The organism is Nonomuraea sp. NPDC049649, from assembly GCF_040675175.1.
Classification (GTDB): Bacteria; Actinomycetota; Actinomycetes; order Streptosporangiales; family Streptosporangiaceae; genus Nonomuraea.
Genome location: NZ_JBFAOH010000001.1, coordinates 178293 through 197674 on the forward strand (window position 1 = coordinate 178293; position 19382 = coordinate 197674).

17 protein-coding genes are annotated in these 19382 nt (G+C 71.9%); 14 read left to right on the top strand and 3 right to left on the bottom strand.

What is annotated here, in order from left to right:
• Positions 1–102 precede the first annotated feature (102 nt).
• The 6 genes from AB0J42_RS00830 to AB0J42_RS00855 are packed head-to-tail and all read left to right on the top strand — an operon-like array spanning position 103 to position 7428.
• On the top strand, positions 103–3402 hold the full coding sequence (locus tag AB0J42_RS00830) for a DUF4132 domain-containing protein (protein WP_364286810.1): 3300 nt from the start codon (positions 103–105) through the stop codon (positions 3400–3402).
• Positions 3399–3857, top strand: coding sequence for a hypothetical protein (locus AB0J42_RS00835; protein WP_364286813.1), 459 nt, complete (start codon positions 3399–3401; stop codon positions 3855–3857). Before AB0J42_RS00830 ends, AB0J42_RS00835 begins: the two co-directional genes overlap by 4 nt.
• Positions 3785–6058, top strand: a complete 2274-nt coding sequence (locus AB0J42_RS00840) for a nitrate- and nitrite sensing domain-containing protein (RefSeq protein WP_364286816.1) — start codon at positions 3785–3787, stop codon at positions 6056–6058. The genes AB0J42_RS00835 and AB0J42_RS00840 overlap by 73 nt, the downstream gene beginning before the upstream one ends.
• On the top strand, positions 6058–6462 hold the full coding sequence (locus AB0J42_RS00845) for a roadblock/LC7 domain-containing protein (protein WP_364288162.1): 405 nt from the start codon (positions 6058–6060) through the stop codon (positions 6460–6462). The genes AB0J42_RS00840 and AB0J42_RS00845 overlap by 1 nt, the downstream gene beginning before the upstream one ends.
• Positions 6459–6854: a DUF742 domain-containing protein gene (locus AB0J42_RS00850; protein WP_364286819.1), complete on the top strand. Its 396-nt coding sequence runs from the start codon at positions 6459–6461 to the stop codon at positions 6852–6854. Before AB0J42_RS00845 ends, AB0J42_RS00850 begins: the two co-directional genes overlap by 4 nt.
• Positions 6835–7428 carry an ATP/GTP-binding protein gene (locus AB0J42_RS00855; protein ID WP_364286822.1) on the top strand — a complete coding sequence of 198 codons (594 nt, stop codon included), beginning with the start codon at positions 6835–6837 and terminating at the stop codon, positions 7426–7428. The genes AB0J42_RS00850 and AB0J42_RS00855 overlap by 20 nt, the downstream gene beginning before the upstream one ends.
• 4 nt (positions 7429–7432) lie before the next feature.
• Here the strand turns inward: AB0J42_RS00855 and AB0J42_RS00860 are convergent, their stop codons facing one another.
• Entirely contained in the window at positions 7433–8404 is a 972-nt protein-coding gene (locus AB0J42_RS00860; protein WP_364286825.1) for a DUF1838 family protein, read from the bottom strand.
• Positions 8405–8517: 113 nt separating this feature from the next.
• On the opposite strand from AB0J42_RS00860, the gene AB0J42_RS00865 reads away from it, so the two are divergent.
• The gene (locus AB0J42_RS00865; RefSeq protein WP_364286828.1) at positions 8518–9408 is read left to right on the top strand and encodes a family 16 glycosylhydrolase; all 891 of its coding nucleotides are present in this window, start codon (positions 8518–8520) and stop codon (positions 9406–9408) included.
• Positions 9409–9434: 26 nt separating this feature from the next.
• Here the strand turns inward: AB0J42_RS00865 and AB0J42_RS00870 are convergent, their stop codons facing one another.
• The gene (locus AB0J42_RS00870) at positions 9435–10019 is read right to left on the bottom strand and encodes a TetR/AcrR family transcriptional regulator (protein ID WP_364286831.1); all 585 of its coding nucleotides are present in this window, start codon (positions 10017–10019) and stop codon (positions 9435–9437) included.
• 178 nt (positions 10020–10197) lie between these two features.
• On the opposite strand from AB0J42_RS00870, the gene AB0J42_RS00875 reads away from it, so the two are divergent.
• The 7 genes from AB0J42_RS00875 to AB0J42_RS00905 all read left to right on the top strand — a co-directional run bounded on the left by AB0J42_RS00875 (position 10198) and on the right by AB0J42_RS00905 (position 18586).
• Entirely contained in the window at positions 10198–11796 is a 1599-nt protein-coding gene (locus AB0J42_RS00875) for an MFS transporter (RefSeq protein WP_364286834.1), read from the top strand.
• A 116-nt stretch (positions 11797–11912) separates the two neighbouring features.
• A complete protein-coding gene (locus AB0J42_RS00880; protein WP_364286837.1) occupies positions 11913–12890 on the top strand; it encodes a phosphotriesterase in 978 nt (325 codons plus the stop codon).
• Between the two features lie 24 nt (positions 12891–12914).
• Complete coding sequence (locus AB0J42_RS00885) at positions 12915–13868, top strand: phosphotriesterase (protein WP_364286840.1); 954 nt, start codon at positions 12915–12917, stop codon at positions 13866–13868.
• A gap of 14 nt (positions 13869–13882) precedes the next feature.
• On the top strand, positions 13883–15001 hold the full coding sequence (locus AB0J42_RS00890; RefSeq protein WP_364286843.1) for an FAD-dependent monooxygenase: 1119 nt from the start codon (positions 13883–13885) through the stop codon (positions 14999–15001).
• 18 nt (positions 15002–15019) lie between these two features.
• A complete protein-coding gene (locus tag AB0J42_RS00895) occupies positions 15020–15934 on the top strand; it encodes an alpha/beta hydrolase (protein WP_364286846.1) in 915 nt (304 codons plus the stop codon).
• Positions 15931–16878, top strand: a complete 948-nt coding sequence (locus AB0J42_RS00900; RefSeq protein WP_364286849.1) for an MBL fold metallo-hydrolase — start codon at positions 15931–15933, stop codon at positions 16876–16878. The genes AB0J42_RS00895 and AB0J42_RS00900 overlap by 4 nt, the downstream gene beginning before the upstream one ends.
• The gene (locus tag AB0J42_RS00905; RefSeq protein WP_364286852.1) at positions 16871–18586 is read left to right on the top strand and encodes a CocE/NonD family hydrolase; all 1716 of its coding nucleotides are present in this window, start codon (positions 16871–16873) and stop codon (positions 18584–18586) included. The genes AB0J42_RS00900 and AB0J42_RS00905 overlap by 8 nt, the downstream gene beginning before the upstream one ends.
• On the opposite strand, the gene AB0J42_RS00910 is transcribed toward AB0J42_RS00905, so the two are convergent.
• Entirely contained in the window at positions 18583–19353 is a 771-nt protein-coding gene (locus AB0J42_RS00910; RefSeq protein ID WP_364286855.1) for an IclR family transcriptional regulator, read from the bottom strand. The genes AB0J42_RS00905 and AB0J42_RS00910 overlap by 4 nt on opposite strands.
• Between the last annotated feature and the right edge of the window lie 29 nt (positions 19354–19382).

Here is a 19382-nt window from a genome sequence, read left to right on the forward strand (position 1 = left end):
GCCGCTCGCCATACTCGCCGCTGACGATCACGAGGACGAGGTCTCGGGGGCGGCGCCGTCGCCTGCGCGGGCTCTCCCACGACGACAGCGTGGAGGTATGTGATGAGCGCAGGCCCGACGCCGGCCGAGGAGGACCGGCTGACGATGCCGGCCGCCTGGCTGCACGCCCTGTACCCGAGGCGGGGCGGGACGCCGGTCGCGGTGAAGCCCCCGGACGAGAGCGCGCCCCGGGAGCTCGCCGCTCGGCTGGACGCGCACCGAGCCCCGATCCGTGACTCGCTGGCGGAGTGCCCGGACCCGGAGCTCGCCTCCGCCGGCCAGGCGTACCTGGCCGGGACCGCCACGCCGCTGGGCGCCGCGGCCGTCGCCACGGCGGCGGCCTCGTCCGTGCCGTGGTCCCACCGCGCGGGGTTGCTGCCCCTGTTCGCCGAAGCCTGGCTGGCCGGGCACGGACTGCTGTTCGCGGCGGCGGCCGTGACCGAGGCGGCCTCGCTGGGGACCGGCGACGGATACCCCCAGCCGCCGATCCAGCGGCTGGCCGACGACGCGACCCCCGGCTACTGGTACGACGGCGGCAGGGTGGAGCTGGCCGCGCGGGTCCGCGCCGTCCTGGCCACCGCACCGGACGCCGAGTACGCCGAGGTGGTGGCGGCGCTGGCGAAGAGCCGCGAGAGCGGGCTGCGCCAGCGGGTGATGACGTCGTTCCTCGCGCCGACCGAGACCGGGTGGGTCGCGGCCGACTGCGCCGAGGTGAGCCGCGTCAACCCGCATCTCTCCACCGACCTGATCGCCGCGATCGGCACGGCGGAGCAGGCGGCGCTGCTCTCCGGCCACGCCTCGGCCCACTACGTCGTGACGCGCTCCCTCGCCCTGCCCGCCACGCTCGTCGACGGCATCGGGGTGGCCGCGGTGCCGATGCTGGCCGGATGGGCCGACGAGGCGTACGACGCGGACGGGCAGCGGCGGCTGCTGGGGGTGCTCGCCGAGCTGCCCACTGACGAGGCGATGCGGGCGATCCTCGACCGGATCGAGGGCAGGTACGCCCAGCCGGCTTTCCTGCGCGCGGCGGCCCGCTTCCCGCGCCGGGCGATGCGGCTGCTGGCCGCCTCGACCGGCAAGACCGTGGAGCCGCTGCTCCGCGCGCACGTGCTGGCCCACCCCGAGCTGGTCGACGAGGTGCTGGCGAGCGTGGACGACGCCGCCGCCGGACGGATCCGCAGGATCACCTCGGCCGCGGCGGCCGTCGTCGCCGCTCCGCCCGAGGCCCTGCCCGAGGTGCTGGTCAGCCCGCCCTGGGCCCGTTCTCGTCAGGCCCGCGAGCCGGTCGTGGTGAGTGGCCTGGTGTGCCGTGACGAGCCGGCCGCGGAGTGGCGGCCGGGCGAGCGGGAGCGCCTCCTCCCCGACCAGCGGGAGCGCGACTCCTGGGCTGAGGACCTGCGCTGGAGCTGGGAGAACATCGCCGACAGCGTCACCGGCCGGCGGCAGGCCGCGTGGAACGCCGAGGTCGCCCTGTTCATCGCGGGCCCCGAGGAGCTGGCCGCGCCCTTGATCGGGAGATGGCGCCCGGCCGAGCGTTGGTCGGCCGCGCATTGGTGCCCGGCCGACCTCTGGGGGGCCGACGAGTGGATGCCGAAGGTGACCGCCAGGTTCGGGACGGCGGCGCTGCCCCCGGCGCTGGAGATGGCCCGGCACAGCCCCGCCACGTGCGCTCCCGTGCTGCTCCCGTTCAGCGCTCCGGAGGTCGCCGTGCTGATGGCCGACTGGCTGTCCCGGCTGAAGTCGGTGCGCGCCACGGCGCTGGACTGGCTCAGGCGCCACCCCGCCGCGGCCGCCAGGGCGCTGATACCGGCGGCTCTGGGCAAGCCCGGCAAGGCCCGGCGGCAGGCGGAGCAGGCGCTGACGACGCTGGCGGCGGCCGGTGAGCACGACACCGTGCTGGCGGCGGCCGCGGGATACGGCCCCGCCGCCGAGGCCGCGATCAGCGAGCTGGTCTCCGACGGCCCGCTCGGCGCGCTGCCCGCCAGGATGCCAACGCTGCCCGGGTGGGCGGATCCCGCGACCCTGCCGCCCGTGCGGCTGACCGGCGGCGCGGGTGCGCTGCCGCACGAGGCGGTCCGCCACGTGCTGACGATGCTGGCGATCTCCAGGCCCGATGCCCCGTACGCCGGGCTCGCCGTCGTCAAGGAGGTCTGCGACGCCGGCGACCTCGCCGAGTTCGGCTGGGCGCTGTTCCAGCGCTGGCAGGCGGCCGGCTACCCGGCCAAGCAGAGCTGGGTGATGGACGCGCAGGCACTGGTCGGCGACGACGAGACCGTCCGCCGGCTGACGCCGCTGATCAGGGCCTGGCCCGGCGAGGCCGCGCACGCCCGGGCGGTCGCGGGGGTGGAGCTGCTGGCCGGCATCGGCTCCGAGGTCGCGCTGATGCACCTGCACGGCATCGCCGAGAAGGTCAAGTTCAGCGGGCTGAGGAACCGGGCCAGGCAGAAGATCGACGAGGTCGCGGCCCGGCTCGGCCTGACGCCGCAGGAGCTGGCCGACCGGCTGGTGCCGGACTTCGGGCTGTCCGCCGACGGCAGCCTGACCCTCGACTACGGCCGCAGGAGCTTCGTGGTCGGCTTCGACGAGCAGCTCAAGCCGTACGTGGTCGACGCGGCGGGCAAGCGGCTCAAGAACCTGCCCAAGCCGGGAGTGAAGGACGACCCGGAGCTGGCGCCGGCCGCCCACCGGCGGTTCGCCGGCCTGAAGAAGGACGTGCGGGCGGTGGCCGCCGACAGCATCAACCGGCTGGAGCAGGCGATGGCGACCCGCCGCCGGTGGAGCGGCGAGGACTTCCGGCGGCTGTTCGTCGGCCACCCGCTGCTCTGGCACATCGCCCGGCGGCTGGTGTGGGGGGCCTACGACTCCTCGGGACGGCTCACGTACACGCTGCGGGTGGCCGAGGACCGCAGCTTCGCCGACGCCTCCGACGACCCGCTGACGCTGCCCGGCGAGGCCGTCGTCGGGGTGGCGCACCCGCTGGAGCTGGGCGGCGAGCTGGCCGCCTGGGCCGAGGTGTTCGCCGACTACGAGATCCTGCAGCCGTTCCCGCAGCTCGGCCGGGAGACGTTCACTCCGGACCCGGCGCTGCTCGACGAGATCTTCACCGCCAAGGTCCCCTCGCGCGCGGTGCTCGGCCTGGAACGGCGCGGCTGGCGCCGGGGCGACCCGCAGGACGCCGGCTGGCAGGGCTGGATCGAGAAGGACGTCCCCGGCGGGACCGTCACGGTCGGGCTCGACCCGGGCCTGATCGTCGGCGACCCCGACTTCGCCGAGGAGCAGACCCTGACGGGAGTCGCGCTCGACGGTCTCGACCCGATCACCGTCTCGGAGATCCTGCGCGACCTGCGGGAGATCACCCGATGAGCGAGCACGTCCAGCGGCCCCCTGCCGAGATCCGCTACGCCGGCGAGCTGGCCCGGCTGCGGGAGAACGACACCGGCGACCGGCCGCCCGGCTGGGCGCTGAGCCTGCTCGCCGCCCGCCGCTTCATCCTCGGCGACGACGAGCCGGGCATCGGCCGCAAGTTCGTGGGCGACCCGTCGCTGATCGACCGCTCCCGGGCGGGCTCACCCGGCCTGAATCGTACGATTGACCACTTGCATGCACTAACCGTCAGAGAACTCCGCCACGTGCGCCTGACACGGCGAAGCCGGGACTTTCGGCACAACTTCCGGATGGCTACGATCGTGCGTCAATCGCCGAGACGGCGATCTTCGTCAGGGATCGGCGAGGAGAGGGTCCGCAGGTGGTCGAGACAGGCAGGGCCGGGCGGCGAGAGACCCGGGCCCCGGACGAGGCGGAGTTATCAGAGCGGCTGACCGGTGCCCGGCGGCTGAAGTTACGCACCGTGCTGCTCATCGTGGTGTTCGTGCCGAGCCTGACGTTCGCCCCGCTGCTGGCTTCCGGCATGCACCAGCTCTACGGGCAGTGGCGTACGGAGATCGCCCAGATGGACCTGGCCACCACGGTCGCCGGCGGTCCCACGGCCGAGCTGTTCTTCGCGCTCAACCAGGAGCGGCGGCTCACGGCCGAGGTGCTGGGCGATCCGCAGAGCGCCGCCCGCGGCCAGCTCACCGAGCAGCGCGCGGTGACCGACCAGGCCGTGGCCGCCTTCCGCCCGCTGACGGGCCTGGACGTGCCGGACGCGCAGGAGGGGTTCGGCGAGGCCCTCGCCGGGGTCGGCACCGGTCTCGGCCGGCTCGACGAGCAGCGCCGGGCGGTCGACTCCGGCCGGGCCGGCCCGCAGCGCACGTTCGACTACTACAGCGAGCTCCTGGAGTCGTCGCTCGCGGTGCTGACCGTGCTGGCCAGGACCGACGAGGGCCAGGTGAACCGGGAGGCGCAGACCCTGGTCGACCTGTTCTGGGTCGTCTACCTGATCGGCCGCGAGGACGCCATCCTGGCCCGCGGCTGGGAGACCGGGCGCCTGACCAGGAACGAGCACGGGCTCGTCACCGACGCGATCGGCGCCCGGGACCACCTCGTGCACTCCCGGGTGGTGCCCGCGCTCAAGGGCGACGAGACCCCGTACAAGAAGATCACGGAGGGCGAGGGCTGGGAGGCCATGAGCGCCCTCGAAGGACAGCTCAGCGCCGGCGCGCTCGGCGACGACGGCGTGGAGTGGCGCTCCTCGGTGGAGGCGGTCACGGGAGAGCTGCGGCAGCTGCTCGACCTGCGCTTCCAGAACGTGACCAAGATCGGGTACGACCACGCCAGGATGGTCTTCACCGTCTTCGTCAGCATCTCCAGCGTGGGCCTGCTCGCGCTGGGGCTGGTGATCTTCACGAGCTGGCGGCTCACCGCCATCCTCCGGCGCCGCATCGCGCACCTGCGCCACGAAGCCCAGGGGCTCCAGGAACGGCTCTCCGACGTGGTCGCCCGCCTGGAACGCGGCGAGGACGTCGACGTGGACGCGGAGGTGCGGCTGCTCAAACCCACCCCCGACGAGCTCGGCGAGCTCGGGCAGGCGCTCAACCAGGCGAGCCGGAGCGCCGTCCGCACCGCCGTGCGCCAGGCCGAGCAGCACCGCGGCTTCCAGCGCATGCTCCAGCGGATCGCCCGCCGCACCCAGATCCTCATCGGCCTGCAGCTGAAGAAGCTGGACGAGCTGGAGCGCAGGCACGAGGACCCGGAGGTGCTGGAAGGCCTGTTCGACCTCGACCACCTCACCGCCCGGCTGCGCCGCTACGAGGAGAACCTGGTGATCCTCGGCGGCGGGCAGCCGCAGCGGCGCTGGCGCAGGCCCGTGCAGCTGCTCGACGTGCTCCGGGCCGCGCAGGGCGAGGTCCAGGACTACCGCCGGATCTCGATCGACGTCGACGGCGAGTTCTGGATCGCGGAGCGGGCGGTGGGGCCGCTGGCCCACGTGCTGGCCGAGCTGATGGAGAACGCCACCGCCTTCTCCAAGCCGGAGACCCCGGTCGAGGTGCGGGCGGCGGCGGTCAGCCGGGGCGTCGCCGTGGAGGTCGAGGACCGCGGCCTGGGCATGGAGCCCGAGGAGTACGCCGCCGCCAACGAACTGCTGCGGTCGCCGCCGCGGCTCGACGTGATGACCCACGCCGACGACGTGCGGCTCGGCCTGTACGTGGTCGCCCGGCTCTCCGCCGGTCTGGGCTTGAAGGTGGAGCTGCGGGCGTCGGCCTTCGGCGGCACCCGGGTCATCGTGCTGGTCCCGGAGTCGCTGGTGGTGGACCGGCCCCGCCCGGCAGCGACCCCCGATGCGCGGCCCCGTCAGGAACCCGCTGCGCGGCCTCGTCAGGAAGGCGAGCTGCCGGCGCGTACCCCCGCGACGGCGGACGCCTCCCCCTCGTCCGGACAGCGCCCGCTGCCGCGGCGGGTGCGCCAGGCGAGCCTCGCCCCGGAGCTCAGGCTCCCCGCGGGCGACGAACGGACCGAGTTCGCCGTACGTGACCGGCCCGCCCGGTCCGGTGCCACGATCGGCGCCTTCCAGCGGCAGTCCCGCAGACGCAGGGCCGGGGACGACGCCGAGCCCAGTTCCCCTACGACGGAAGATCGATGATGACGCAGCGCACCACCGCCACCAACGCCGACCTGGACTGGCTCCTGGACGGGCTCGTCAACCGGGTCGCGGGCACCCGGCACGCCATCGTGCTGTCCGACGACGGCCTGGTGATCAGCCGGTCCCGGGACATCGAACGCGCCGACGCCGAACGCCTGGCCGCCATCGCCACCGGCCAGCAGAGCCTGGCCCGCGGAGTCGGGCAGCTCTTCAGCGGCGGGCCCGTACACCAGGTGCTCATCGAGATGGCCGACCTGTGGCTGTTCATCACGGCGGCGGGCCGCGGGACCCACCTGGCCGTGGTCGCGTCCCAGGAGGTCGACGCCGAGCTGATGAGCCTCGCCATGGACACCCTGATCCAGCAGGTCGGCCAGAAGCTGGGCACCGGGGAGAGACACGGATGAGGCACTGGACGGAGGGCTTCGACGACGATGACGCCGAGGAGTCCCTCGTCCGCCCCTACACGATCACCGGCGGGCGGACCGCACCCGAGCGGGACGACCTGGCGCTGATCACCCTGGTGGCGACGGTCCGCGAGACCTTCCCCGAGGACGCGCGCGGGCGGCGCATGCAGCCGGAGCACCGCGCCGTCGTCCGGCTGTGCAGGCGTCCGCAGGCGGTGGCGGAGATCGCCGCCGCGCTCGACCTGCCGGTGTCCGTCACCAAGATCCTCATCGGCGATCTGATCGAGTCGGGCCAGGTGCGGGCCCGGCCACCACTGGCCTTCGCCCAGGCGGGCGGCTTACCCGAGACGGCAATCCTCGAGGCGGTGCGGGATGGGTTACGCGGACTCTGAGCACGACGCTCCACTGGCGGTGAAGATCCTGATCGCCGGCGGCCTGGGCGTCGGCAAGACGACCTTGGTCGGCGCGGTGAGCGAGGTCGCCCCGCTGCGCACCGAGGAGTACCTGACCCACGCCAGCGTCGGCGTGGACGACCTGGAAGGCGTGAGCGGCAAGACCACCACCACCGTGGCGCTCGACTTCGGCCGCATCACCATCAACCGCGGGCTGGTGCTGTACCTGTTCGGCACGCCCGGGCAGGAACGCTTCTGGTTCATGTGGAACGACCTCGTCAACGGGGCGATGGGCGCGGTCGTCCTGGTCGACACCCGGCGGCTGGAGGTGAGCTTCGCCTCGATCGACTTCTTCGAGAGCCGCGGCATCCCCTTCGTCGTCGGGGTCAACTGCTTCCACGGGGTACGGGACCGCGCCCCGGAGGAGATCCGCGCCGCGCTCGCCCTCGGCCCGCAGGTGCCGCTGGTGCTCTGCGACGCCCGCGACCGGGCGGCGGGACGCGATGTGCTACTGGCGCTCATGGACCACCTGCTGGCCGTCCGGTCCGGCTCCACACCGCATCCCGTGCCGTGATCGTTCAGCGGCCGTTGGCGGCGCACCAGCTTTCCCAGGTGGTGGCGCCCTCGCCGAGCTGCTTGTTGTAGAAGGACGTCCAGGAGTTCTCGCTCGGCCCGGGAGCGCTGGGGGCCGCCTTGTACAGCGGATGGTTCCTCTCGACCTCGGCCCGCAGCCAGGGCTCGACGTCGGCGTAGGAGTTCAGCGACCAGCTGCGGGCGTGGTAGGTGAGCTGGCCGCGCACGTCGGTCTCCGCCAGGCACATGAACGGCGCCCACGGGCTGGTCCGCGACCAGCTGATCTTCGTCTTCATCGCCCCGGACGGCACGCCCGGCCTCGTGCGGGCCACCACCTCGCGCTCGTCCACCGAGAAGTCGAACATCTCCTGCGCCGCGTACACCCCGCCGACCAGCCCGAACCGCTCCCCGAGCGTGCTGCCGAAGTCGGTCCGCACGGGAATGTCGCTGGTCCACACGGTCTCTTCGTGCAGCCGCTGCAGCGGCGGGCCCGCGAAGGACGGCGTGATCGGGAACGGCCCGAAGTTCACCGTGTCGTTGTTGATCGGGACCACCGGGTACGTCTTGCCGTCCACGGGGTTCTGCCACTCACGTACGACCCGCTTGGGGTCCATCGGGTCCGTGTAGAAGACGATCTCCCGGGAGAGCTGGTAGAGCTGGTTCGTGCCGGGCACCCGGTAGAGCCGCCGGATGTTGTAACCCTCGACGTTGAAGAGCTTCTGCCCGTGCGGCAGCGCCGCGCCCAGGCTGTTGCCCTCGACGTTCGCGTACACCGAGCCGGAGATCCGGAACACCATGTCCTTGCCGTCCGGCCGCCCGAACGTCTGCAGGGAGAGCTTGCCGCTCTTGTCGGCGACCGTCCGGTAGACGGGCCCGGGATGGGTGGGGTCGGCGGCACTGGCTGCCGCGCCCGGGCTGCCGGTGCCGATGACCAGGGCGATGAGGGCTAAGAGCGCCGCACTACTTCTCTTGATCACGTCGTACCTTTCCTGCGGAGAAGCCGGTGAACAGCGCCACACTTGATCATGCCCAGCTAAGGATGTCCAGCTACTCCGGAATTTCCTGACAAATCCTGCAATACTGCGTCGCCATGATCATCAACTCGAACGGCGGCACGCCGGGGATCAGTCGGCGCAGGCTGCTGGGGTCGGCGGCGGCCGTGGGCGGGCTGTCGCTGGGGCTCTCGTCCGTACCGGGCGCGGCGCATGCCGCCACCTGGGAGAACATCATCGAGAAGTCCTGCTTCGACAGCTCCGCGGACTTCGCCCGGTACTGGAACTACAACTACCCGTGGGAGGGCGAGCCCGACGCCCATAACGGCGCCGCGCGGATGCACCCCAGTCAGGTCTCCATCGACCAGGGTGTGCTGACGTTGACGGCAGACCGGCTGTCGGCGCCGGACGGGCGGAGCACGCACGAGCCGCACGCGCCGCTCTGGTACCGATCGGGCGCCATCCACGCCAGGCAGCAGATCGTCGTGGACGACCGGTTCCCCGAGTACGACATCGAGGGCGAGTTCCGGACCGACACCGGGTTCGGCGTCTGGCCGGCGTTCTGGACCACCGGCGTGTGGCCGGTTTGGCCGCCGGAGACCGACATCCTGGAGTACGTGGGCGACTCGGTCAACCTGTTCAACACCTGGTACCGGGATCCCGGCACCGGTTCCGCGACGTACGAGCGGACCACGGTCGAGGTGGAGAACCCCGGCGAGTGGCACACGTACCGCGTCTGGATGGTCAAGGACGGCGACGACGTGCTGCTCGACTACTACTTCGGCAGGCCGGGCGGCAAGGTGTGGCAGGCGACCCATCGGGGGATCGGCTGGGCGGGCATCCCGATGTGGCTCATCGTCAACCTGCAGATGGGCTCCTGGGCCTCCGGCGTCGAGGAGGGCAAGCGCGGCTGGGAGGAGCAGCCGGGGCCGGTGACCGCACAGTTCCAGGCACGTAACGTGTGGGCGGGCCGCACCCGTACCCGGTGATCGCCGCCGTGTGACCCTCGCGGGGGTCAGCGGCGGCCGATGGAGCCGTGCCAGGTTTCGGCGAGGACGTCCAGCATGTCGTCGCGGTCGACGCCCCAGGTGCCGGGTTTCCAGTTGCGGGCGACGTGGTCGAGCTCGGTCATGGCGAGGACGCCGCGCATGTGGCGGGTGCTCGGGGGGAAGCGGTCGGCGCGGTCGAGGCCCTCCTCGATGTCGTTGATGGCCTCGTTGAGCCATTCGTCGAGGAGGGCGCGGATGTCGGGGTCGACGGCGGCGGCCTCGAAGGCGGTGGTGGTGTAGGGGCGGATGGTGTCCCACTGCTGGGAGATGTCGGCCAGCCACGCGCGGATCCGCTCGTACGAGCCGTCCTCGACGACGGCGACCAGGTCGCGGCCCGTCGAGCCGCGCTCGGCGGAGGGGAGCCGGCCGAGCGCGGCGTTGAGCCGCTCGGAGATGAGGGCCTTCATGAGGTCGACCTTGGACGGGAAGTACGCGTAGAAGGTCACCCGCGTCGTGCCGGCCGCCGACGCGATGTCGTCGATCGTCGTCGTCGTGTAGCCCTTGGCTACGAACAGGTCCAGGCCGGCATCGAGCAGGAGCTTTCGCGTCATCTCCTTCTGTGCCGCACGAAGCGTCGCCATGGAGCCAGCTTAGGGCACCGCGACCACTCTGACTGTTCTGGATACATGCAGGTCGAACAGTTGACGCCGTGTTAAGTCATATGACATCTTGCACACCATCTAGGTGACCGCCCTCACACGCGGCCCGTTCGACAAGGAAGAATCCGCAATGACGCAGACCTCTGCGCGCAAGCAGGGCTACACCGCCACGGTGGTCGCCGGCTGCTTCGCCGTCCTCCTCGCGCAGGTGGCCTACTCGCTGCCCGGTGCGCTCAACGGCACGTTCCAGCAGGAGTTCCAGACCTCCGGCGCCCAGCTGACCTGGGTCACCGCCGCGTTCGCCATCCCGATGGTCGTCTTCGAGCTGACCACCGGCGTGATCGGCGACCTGTTCGGCCGCAAGCGACTGCTCCAGGCGGGCGCCCTGCTGACGGTGGCCGGGTCGATCACCAGTTACCTCGCTGGAACGGTCCAGCTGCTCTGGGCAGGGCAGTTCGTCTCGGGCCTGGGCGCGGCGATCCTCTATCCGATCTCGCTGGCCATGCTCGCCGCGGTGAGCCCGTCGCAGGAGGCCCGCTCCAAGGCCATCGCTGTCTGGGCCGGCTCGCTCTCGATCGGCGCGGCGATCTCCCCGCTGATGGGCGGGTGGCTGGCCTCGCAGGGCGACTGGCGGCTGTCGTACCTGGTGGTGGTCGCGGCCTCGGTCGTCTCGATCGCCGTCACCCAGTTCGCCACGGACTCCTCGGCGCCGGAGGGGCGCAAGCTGGACATCCCCGGCCAGGTCACCCTCGCCGTCGGCCTGATCGCCATCCTGTTCGCCGCCACCCAGGGCTCGGAGGCCGGTTTCGCCCGCCCGGAGATCATCGGCGCTTTCCTGCTCGGCCTGGTGCTCCTGGCCGCGTTCGTCGTCATCGAACTGCGCACCGACGTGCCGCTGCTCCAGCTCGACGTCTTCGCCAACCGCTCGTACTCGGTCGTGGCGATCGCCACGGTGATCGGCATGTTCGCGTTCCTCGCGACCTGCTTCTCGATGAGCATCTGGCTCGGCGCGATCCAGCACCAGAGCGCGCTGAAGATCGGGGTGCTGTTCCTGTTCATCCAGGCGCCGGCGTTCGTGCTGGTGAAGCTCGTCTCGCACCTGATCCGGAACGTCTCGCCGCGCTGGGTCCTCACCGTCGGTTTCTCGCTGATCGCCGTCAGCGGCGTCTGGTGCTCCACCTTCGACGTCCACGACATGGACTGGACGCGGTTCATCGCGCCGATGCTGGCCCTCGGCGTCGGTTTCGCGCTCACCGTCGGCTCGATCACGGCCGTCGCGATCAACACCGTGCCACTGCGGATGGCGGGCATGGCGAGCGCCACCACCAACCTGCTGCGCGACTTCGGCTTCGCCCTGGGCCCGGTGCTCATCGCCGCGTTCGCGGTCAGCCGCGCCAACGGCGACCTGCTCGCGGGGGCCGGGAAGGCGATCGGCGAGTCCGGGCTGGAGGCGCCGTACAGCGAGATCGCCGGGGGGATCGCCCACCAGGGCGGCGCGATGGCGATCAACTCGATGCCGGTGGTGCCGGGCGCCGGTCCGGACATGGCGCCGGTGCCGATGCCGGAGAGCCTGAAGCTGCTCGCGTTCGAGTCGCTGGGCGCCGCCTACGGCCAGGCCTTCCTGGTGGCGGGCGTCTGCGCCGCCGTCGCCGCGGCCCTGACGCTCTTCGGGCTCTTCGGAGCTCAGCACACCGCCACCGAGGAGTCCCTCGAAGGCTCCGCCGCGTGAGCGCTTTACGAACCAAAAGCTATTCTTACCTGCAATGAAGTCACTTGACGACGCGTAAAGCCAACTGGCACGATGCACGTCAAGCAGGGTGACCCCAGTCACCGGAAGGAGTGACCGTGAAGGGTTCCCACGAGAGCGTCGCCAACACCGTCCTCGGCCCCGTCCCCGCAAGCGAGCTGGGCGTCGTCGCGGTTCACGAGGCGCTGCTGTCCGTGGTCCCGGGGGCCGAGCACGCGTACGACATCACGATCGACCGCGCCGAGATCTTCGAGACCCTCGCCGCGAAGCTGGCCGGCTTCAAGGCCCGGGGCGGCGGCACGATCGTCGACAGCACCGGCATGTTCCACGGCCGCGACGTGCGGCTCTACGAGACGCTGTCGCGCACCACCGGCGTGCACATCGTCGCCTCCACCGGCCAGGGCCCCGAGGAGCTGCTCGGCGGCTACTTCCTGACGCCGCAGACCAACCCCCCGACGCCGTGGCCGGCCGAGAAGTTCGCGGACCTGTTCGCCGAGGAGGTCACCGAGGGCATGGTGGTCCCCCGCGTCGAACGCCGGGGCGCCGCCGGTCTCGTGGCCACCGCCGCGACCCGTACCGGCATGACCGCGACCGACGAGAGCCTGCTGCGCGGCGCCGCCCGCGCCGCCGCCGCCACCGGGGTCCCGGTCTCCGTCCGGTACGGGAGCGACGCCGTACAAGAGCTCCAGGTCGTCCTCGACGAGGGGCTGCCCGCGGACCGCGTGGTCGTCGGCGGGCTCGACCGCAGGGACGCCGTCGCGGCCGGGGCGCCGCTCGCCGTCGCCGCCCTCGGCGCCTACGCCGCCCTCGACCACGCCGGCACCGAGGACGGCGGGCACATCACCGACGCCGAGCGCGCCGACCTGGTCGCCGAGCTGATCGAGGCCGGTCACCACGGCCGGATCCTGCTCTCCAGCAGCGCGACCGGCGTCGCCAAGGGCCACCCCGCCGTCGAGGTGCCCTACGGCCACGTGCTGACCTCGTTCGTCCCTCTGCTGAAGGAGCGGGGGCTCGGCGACGAGGACGTCCGGCGGATCCTCGTGGACAACCCGCGCGACCTGCTGTCGGTGCGCTGAGCACCCGAGACGAAGGTGAATGTTGTGTCGAGAGTGAACACCGTCCTGGGGCCGGTCCCCGCCGAGGAGCTGGGCGTCGTGGCCGTGCACGAGCACATCGGGTACGGCATGCCGGGCTCGGAGCTGGACACGAAGTGGTGGAAGAGCCCCGAGGAGCGGTACGAGGAGACGGTCCCGAAGCTGCGCCGGTTCCGCGAGTACGGGGGCGGCACGTTCGTGGACGCGACCGGCATCTGCAACGGCCGGGACGTCGACTACTTCCGGTCGCTGTCGGCGAAGACCGGCGTGCACATCGTGGCGAGCACCGGCTTCGTCGGCGGCGACACCGCGCTGCCGTTCTTCGCCCGGGCGAGCGTGGAGTACCTGACCGCGCACTTCACGCACGAGATCACGGCAGGCATCGGCGACACCGGCGGCCGGGCCGGCATCATCAAGGTCGGCGTGAGCCGCGGCGGCCGCATGACGGAGCTGGACAAGCGCATCTACCGCGCCGCCGCCCGCGCGGCCCTGGCGACCGGCGTGCCCGTCATGACCCACCTCGCGATCGACGCCGAGACGGCGATCGCGATCTTCCGCGAGGAGAGCCTCCCCCTCGACCGCGTCATGTTCGGGCACGTGGACGACGGCGTGAACGCCGCCAACACCCGTGACACGTGGATCGCCGAGCAGGGCGGCCGGGTCGGGTTCGACACCTTCGGCTACGAGACCGAGCTGGAGGACCCGCCCTTCTGGGCCCGCCCGCGTCAGGAACGGCTGGACCACTTCCTCCGCTTCATCGGCCAGGGCCACCTGGGCCGGGTGCTGGCCTCGGCCGACGCCAACTGCAGCCCTCTGGGCTGGCCGGGGGTGAAGGGCCACACCGTCAACTACATCTTCGAGGACCTCATCCCCGACCTGCGCGCCGCCGGGCTGGACGAGGCCGCGATCACCACCATCTTCGTCGACAACCCCGCCGCCTTCCTGGCGATCCAGAACTGACAAGGACCAGCACCATGCAGCCCTCCGACCTGAAGAACCTGAACATCGCCGTCGTCGGCGCGGGGTACGCCGGAGCCGCCGCCGCCAAGGCCCTGAGCCTGCTCGGCGCCCAGGTCAACGTGTACGAGCAGGCGAGCCGGATCCGCGAGGTGGGCGCCGGGATCGGCCTGCGGCCGTCCACGATGGACCGGTTCCGCCAGTGGGGCATCTTCGACGCGATCGCGAAGGTGAGCTCGCCGAGCGACTACTTCGAGATCCTCACCGCCACCGCCGAGCCGATCATGAAAGAGGCGTGGCCGGAGATCGACACCTTCGGCGAGAAGACCCGCCTGATCCACCGCTGCGACTTCATCGAGGCGCTGCTGGGCGTGCTCCCGGAGGGCATGGTGCACCTCGGCCACAAGCTGGAGACGGTCGAGGACGAGGGCGACCGGGCGCGGCTGACCTTCGCCAACGGCCGGTCGGTCACCGCCGATCTGGTGGTCGGCGCCGACGGCATCAAGTCGGTGGTGCGCGGGCAGCTGTTCGGCGGCAACCAGCCGGTGTTCGCCGGTGAGCACGCCTACCGCGCGGTGATCTCCGCGGACGACGCCCAGGGGCTCGCGGTCGACGACAACCTGCGGATGTACATCGGCCGGGGCACCAAGGTCTACTTCCTGCCGCTGCGCCACCGCAACCAGGTCTCCTTCGACATCACCGCGCTCTGCCCGGACAGCACCTGGGCGCCGCGGGTCACCAAGGACGACCTGCTGAAGTGCGTCGAGGGCTTCGACGAGCGGATCGTGGACATCACCCGCGGCCTCGACATGGAGACCGTCAACTGCCGGGCGGTCTACGACATCGACCCGGTGGACACCTGGCACTCGGACTCGGTCGTCCTCGTCGGCGACGCCGCCCACTCGATGCTGCACCACCAGGGCCAGGGCGCGAACTCGGCGATCCTGGACGCCGGCGCGCTCGCCGACGCGCTCAAGGAGTCCGGCTCCGTCAAGGAGGCGCTGGCGAGCTACCAGGCCACCCGCAAGCCGGTGACCGACGAGCTGCAGCGGATCTCCCGCCAGGGCTGGACGGAGGACGAGATCAGCGAGGTCTTCCCCGGCCAGAAGCCCGCCTCCCAGAAGCCCTCGTCCTAGCACACCAGGAGGCCTGACATGCCACTGCACCCTGAGATCGCCCGTGTCCTCGCCGAACTGCCCGCGCCGCCTCCCGGCCCGCTGGACCCGGCGGCGATGCGCGCCGCCGAGGAGGCCCAGGTCCCGCCCGTGGCCGACCGGCTGCCGCTGCACGCCGTCGAGGACCTCACCGCCGGGCAGGTCCCGGTACGGGTCTACACACCGCACGAGGCCGCCTCGTACGGGCTGCTGATCTACTTCCACGGCGGCGCGTTCTTCCTCGGCAGCCTGGAGACGCACGACCACATCGCTCGGTCGCTGGCCAAGGAGACCGGCCTCAAGGTCGTCTCCGTCGGCTACCGGCGGGCGCCCGAGCACGCCTTCCCGGCGGGCCTCCAGGACTGCTACGCGGTGGTGCGCTGGGCCGCCGAGAACGGCGAGACGCTGGGCTGGGACGGCACGACGCTGGCCGTCGCCGGCGACAGCTCGGGCGGCACCTTCGCCGCGGCCGTCTCCGCGATGGCCTGCGACGACGGCTTCGGCCGCATCACGCACCAGGTCCTCTACTACCCGTCGCTCGATCTCGACTTCGACACCGGCCGCTACGCCTCGCTGCGCGAGAACGCGGTCGGCTACGGGCTGGAGACGGCGGCGCTGAAGCCGTTCAACGCCTTCTACCTCGACAGCGGCGCCGATCCCGCCGACCCGCTGGTCTCGCCGATCAAGCGGGCCGACCTCTCCGGGCTGCCGCGCGCGCTGATCGTGACCGCCGAGCTCGACCCGCTGCGCGACGAGGGCGAGCTGTACGGGCGGCGCCTGCGGGAGGCGGGCGTGGACGCCGTCGTGAGCCGATACCCGGGCGCGGGCCACGGGTTCGTGCAGCACTTCTCCTGGATTCCAGAGTACCACCGGGTCTTCGGGGAGACCGCCGCCTTCCTGAAGGGCGCCTCATGACGGACGTCCTCCCGCTCGTCTCGCCGTGGGGCAGGTTCGGCCTGTACAGCTTCTTCATCGACGCCCCCGAACCGGCCGTGGTCGACACGGGGATCGCCACCTCGCCCGCCGAGGGCATGGCCCCCGCGCTCGAAGCCGCCGGGCGGCGCGTCGAGGACGTGCGCTGGATCCTGCTGACCCACGGCCACATCGACCACGTCGGCGGCGCGCACGCCCTGTGGGAGCTGACCGGCCGGCGGGCGCGGGTGGTCATCCACGAGGCCGACGCGCCGATGCTGCGGTCGCGGCGGGCGCACGTGGCGGAGTACCTGAACGGGCGAGGACGGTACCTGCGCGACCCGGACGGCGAGGCGAGGACGGCGGCCGCCGCCGAGGCGGTCATCTCCGGCGAGATGGAGCCGGACGTGCTGGTCAAGGGCGGCGAGACGCTCTCGCTCGGGGGCGGCGTCACGGTCTCCGTCCACGCCACCCCAGGTCACACGCCCGGGTCGGTGGCCTACGAGATCGACGGGCAGGGCGCGGTGTTCACCGGCGACGCCGTCCAGGTCCACGGGGCCGCCAACGGCTTCCCCGGCTACACGGACCCGGCCGCGTACCGCGCCAGCCTGCTCCGCCTGCGGGACGAGATCCGGCCGCGCCGCCTCTACCTCGGTCATCCGTACCGGCGGGCGGACGGCACCCCGTACGGCGTCGAGCTCGACGCCGGGCAGGCCCGCGAGGCGCTCCAGCAGAGCCTGGACATCGAGGCCCGGGTCGGCGAGGCGGCGCGGGCCTGCCTGCGGGACGGCCTGCGGGACGGCCTGCGGGAGACGGACTCGCCGTACTCGCCGTTCGCCGGCGCAGCCGAGCGGCTCGGCTACACCGGCGACCCGGCGCTGGAGCCGTCGCCGTTCTTCACGTCGATGCACGCCTATCGCACGCACTCAGGGGGCTCTCATGGCTGATATCCAGACGATCCGGGCAGGCGAGCAGACCATCGCCGTCCGCAAGGACCTGCGGGTGCCGATGCGCGACGGGGTCACCCTCGCCGTGGACGCCTACCACGGTGTGGAGGACAAGCCGCGCCCGGCCCTGGTCGCGATGAGCGCCTACGGCAAGGAGCTGCAGGCGCTCGCCCTCACCACGCCGCCGCAGCGCCGGCCCAGCCCGATGTGGGACGGCTGCATCGAGGCCGGGGACATCGCGCGCGTCGTCCAGGAGGACTACGTCCACGTCATCGGCGACATGCGCGGCACCGGCGACTCCGGCGGGGTGATGATCGGCAACTACAACGCCGGGGGCGTCCCCCAGGGCCAGGACCTGTACGACCTGATCGAGTGGGTCGCCGCGCAGCCGTGGTGCGACGGGAACGTCGGCATGATCGGCATCTCGTACTTCGGGTCGATGCAGGTGTACGCGGCGGCCGAGCGCCCGCCGCACCTGAAGGCGATCTTCGTCAGCGGCGGCCACTTCGACTTCTACGAGACCACGTACCACGGCGGAGTCATGTGGTTCATGCCGCGGGCCGCGCGCGAGGGGCGGGGCGGCGACTCCGGCATCGCGCACACCAACGTCAGGTCGCGCATGCAGGAGGTCTACTCCCCCGAGGAGCTGGCGAAGCTCGTCGAGGAGCGGCTGCGCGACCCGGACGTGGCCGCCTGGCCGAACCTGGTGCACGTGCTCAAGTACCCGAAGAACCGCGAGTTCTGGTTCGACATCGTGATGAACCCGCTCGACGGCGAGTGGTACGAGGAGCGCAACCCCATCCGGCTGGCCGAGAACATCGACATCCCCGTCTACCTGCAGATCGACCAGGGACGCGGGTGGACCGTGGACGGCCACATCGAGCTGTTCGACGTGCTGAAGGGCCCCAAGAAGCTCGACATCGGCTCGTACCCGCCGATGCAGTCGCGCCCCTGGATCGAGGAGCACGACAAGATGTTCCGCTGGTACGAGTACTGGCTCAAGGGCGTCGACAACGGGATCATGGACGAGCCGGCCGTGAGCGTCTTCGTGGAGGGCTCGCGCGAGGTGGTCACGGCGGCGCAGTGGCCGCCGAAGGAGATCGACTACCGGCCGCTCTACCTGCGCCCGCGTCACCGGCTCTCCCCCGAGCCCGAGCTGATGGGCGCCGAGCACGCCGCCCCGGACGGCTTCTACCAGGCGCCGCTGACGGTGACCGACAAGGTGGAGATCGTCAGCTGGAGCACCCCGCCGTTCGAGGAGCCTGCGGAGCTGATCGGCACCGGCGCGGCGCACCTGTTCGTCGCGATCGACCAGGACGACACGAACCTCATCATGCGGCTCTGGGACGCCGCCCCGGACGGCCGCCGCCAGTTGCTCACCACCGGCTTCCTCAAGGCCTCCCACCGCGAGCTGGACGAGCGCACGACCGAGGGCGACCCGTACCACCCGCACACCCGCGCGGTGCCGGTCGAGCCCGGCGAGATCGAGGAGTACGTGCTGCGCCTCTATCCTTTCGCGGCCACGCTCAACTCCGGGCACCGGCTGGTGGCCGAGCTGTCCAACGCCGAGCCCCTGGCCGACGCGCACAACGCGCTGCTGCCGCCGGACGCCTTCCATCTCCCGGTGGGCCGCCCGGTCACCCACAAGATCTACCGCGACGCCGCCCACCCGTCCCGCCTGGTGCTGCCCTTCACCAAGCGCGCCTAGCGCGCCAGGTCGGACTCGACGGCCCCGGCCGCCCGGGTGAGGGTGCTGACCAGGGACGGCAGGCGGTGGCGGTCGTAACGCCCGCTGGGCATCGACACCGACAGCCCGGCGAGGGCCGTCCCGTCGGCGTCCCGCAGCGGGACGCCGATCGCGACCACGCCGCGCTCCGAGCGGCCCTGGTTGACGACGAAGCCGTTGCGCCGCACCCGGGCCAGCTCGGCCCGGAGCTGTTCCAGGTCGGGGCGGTCCTCCGGGCGGCCGGCGTACCGCTCGGCCGGGTAGACCGCCTCCAGCTCCTCGTCGGTCAGCTCGGCGAGCAGGAGCAGGCCCGCGGTGGTGCGGTGGGCGGGGAACACCATGCCCTCGCGGGAGCTCACCCGCAGGTTCTGGAAGCACTCGGCGCTGGCGATGAACCGGACCTGGTCGCCGGTCCGCACCGCCAGGTTGACGGACTCGTCCAGCACGCCCACCAGCCGGTGCATGTGCGGCAGCGCAGCCGCCCGCAGCCGGGAGGCGGCCGACGGCGAGTGGGCGGCGAGCTCCAGGACCGGCCCCGCCCGGTAGACGCGCCGGTCGTCCTGGACCGCGAAGTCGCGGTAGACGAGCATCGCGAGGAGGCGGTGGGCGGTGGAGCGGGCCACGCCCAGCCGCTCGGCTACCTGGGAGACGGTCAGCTCGCCTTCGAGCTGGAGCATGGTGGCGATCCGCAGGGCGTGATCGACGCTGTTGATCAGGTAGGCCGGCGGGTTCTTCAGCGGCTTGTCCATGACCCGTTCCCGTTCTGCACAGCAGAATT

Coding starts and splice junctions, on each gene's coding strand:
- AB0J42_RS00855 (WP_364286822.1), top strand. CDS start 6,835: ATGGGTTACGCGGACTCTGAGCACGACGCTCCACTGGCGGTGAAGATC.
- AB0J42_RS00875 (WP_364286834.1), top strand. CDS start 10,198: ATGACGCAGACCTCTGCGCGCAAGCAGGGCTACACCGCCACGGTGGTC.
- AB0J42_RS00865 (WP_364286828.1), top strand. CDS start 8,518: ATGATCATCAACTCGAACGGCGGCACGCCGGGGATCAGTCGGCGCAGG.
- AB0J42_RS00870 (WP_364286831.1), bottom strand. CDS start 10,019: ATGACGCGAAAGCTCCTGCTCGATGCCGGCCTGGACCTGTTCGTAGCC.
- AB0J42_RS00830 (WP_364286810.1), top strand. CDS start 103: ATGAGCGCAGGCCCGACGCCGGCCGAGGAGGACCGGCTGACGATGCCG.
- AB0J42_RS00845 (WP_364288162.1), top strand. CDS start 6,058: ATGACGCAGCGCACCACCGCCACCAACGCCGACCTGGACTGGCTCCTG.
- AB0J42_RS00905 (WP_364286852.1), top strand. CDS start 16,871: ATGGCTGATATCCAGACGATCCGGGCAGGCGAGCAGACCATCGCCGTC.
- AB0J42_RS00895 (WP_364286846.1), top strand. CDS start 15,020: ATGCCACTGCACCCTGAGATCGCCCGTGTCCTCGCCGAACTGCCCGCG.
- AB0J42_RS00890 (WP_364286843.1), top strand. CDS start 13,883: ATGCAGCCCTCCGACCTGAAGAACCTGAACATCGCCGTCGTCGGCGCG.
- AB0J42_RS00900 (WP_364286849.1), top strand. CDS start 15,931: ATGACGGACGTCCTCCCGCTCGTCTCGCCGTGGGGCAGGTTCGGCCTG.
- AB0J42_RS00910 (WP_364286855.1), bottom strand. CDS start 19,353: ATGGACAAGCCGCTGAAGAACCCGCCGGCCTACCTGATCAACAGCGTC.
- AB0J42_RS00850 (WP_364286819.1), top strand. CDS start 6,459: ATGAGGCACTGGACGGAGGGCTTCGACGACGATGACGCCGAGGAGTCC.
- AB0J42_RS00835 (WP_364286813.1), top strand. CDS start 3,399: ATGAGCGAGCACGTCCAGCGGCCCCCTGCCGAGATCCGCTACGCCGGC.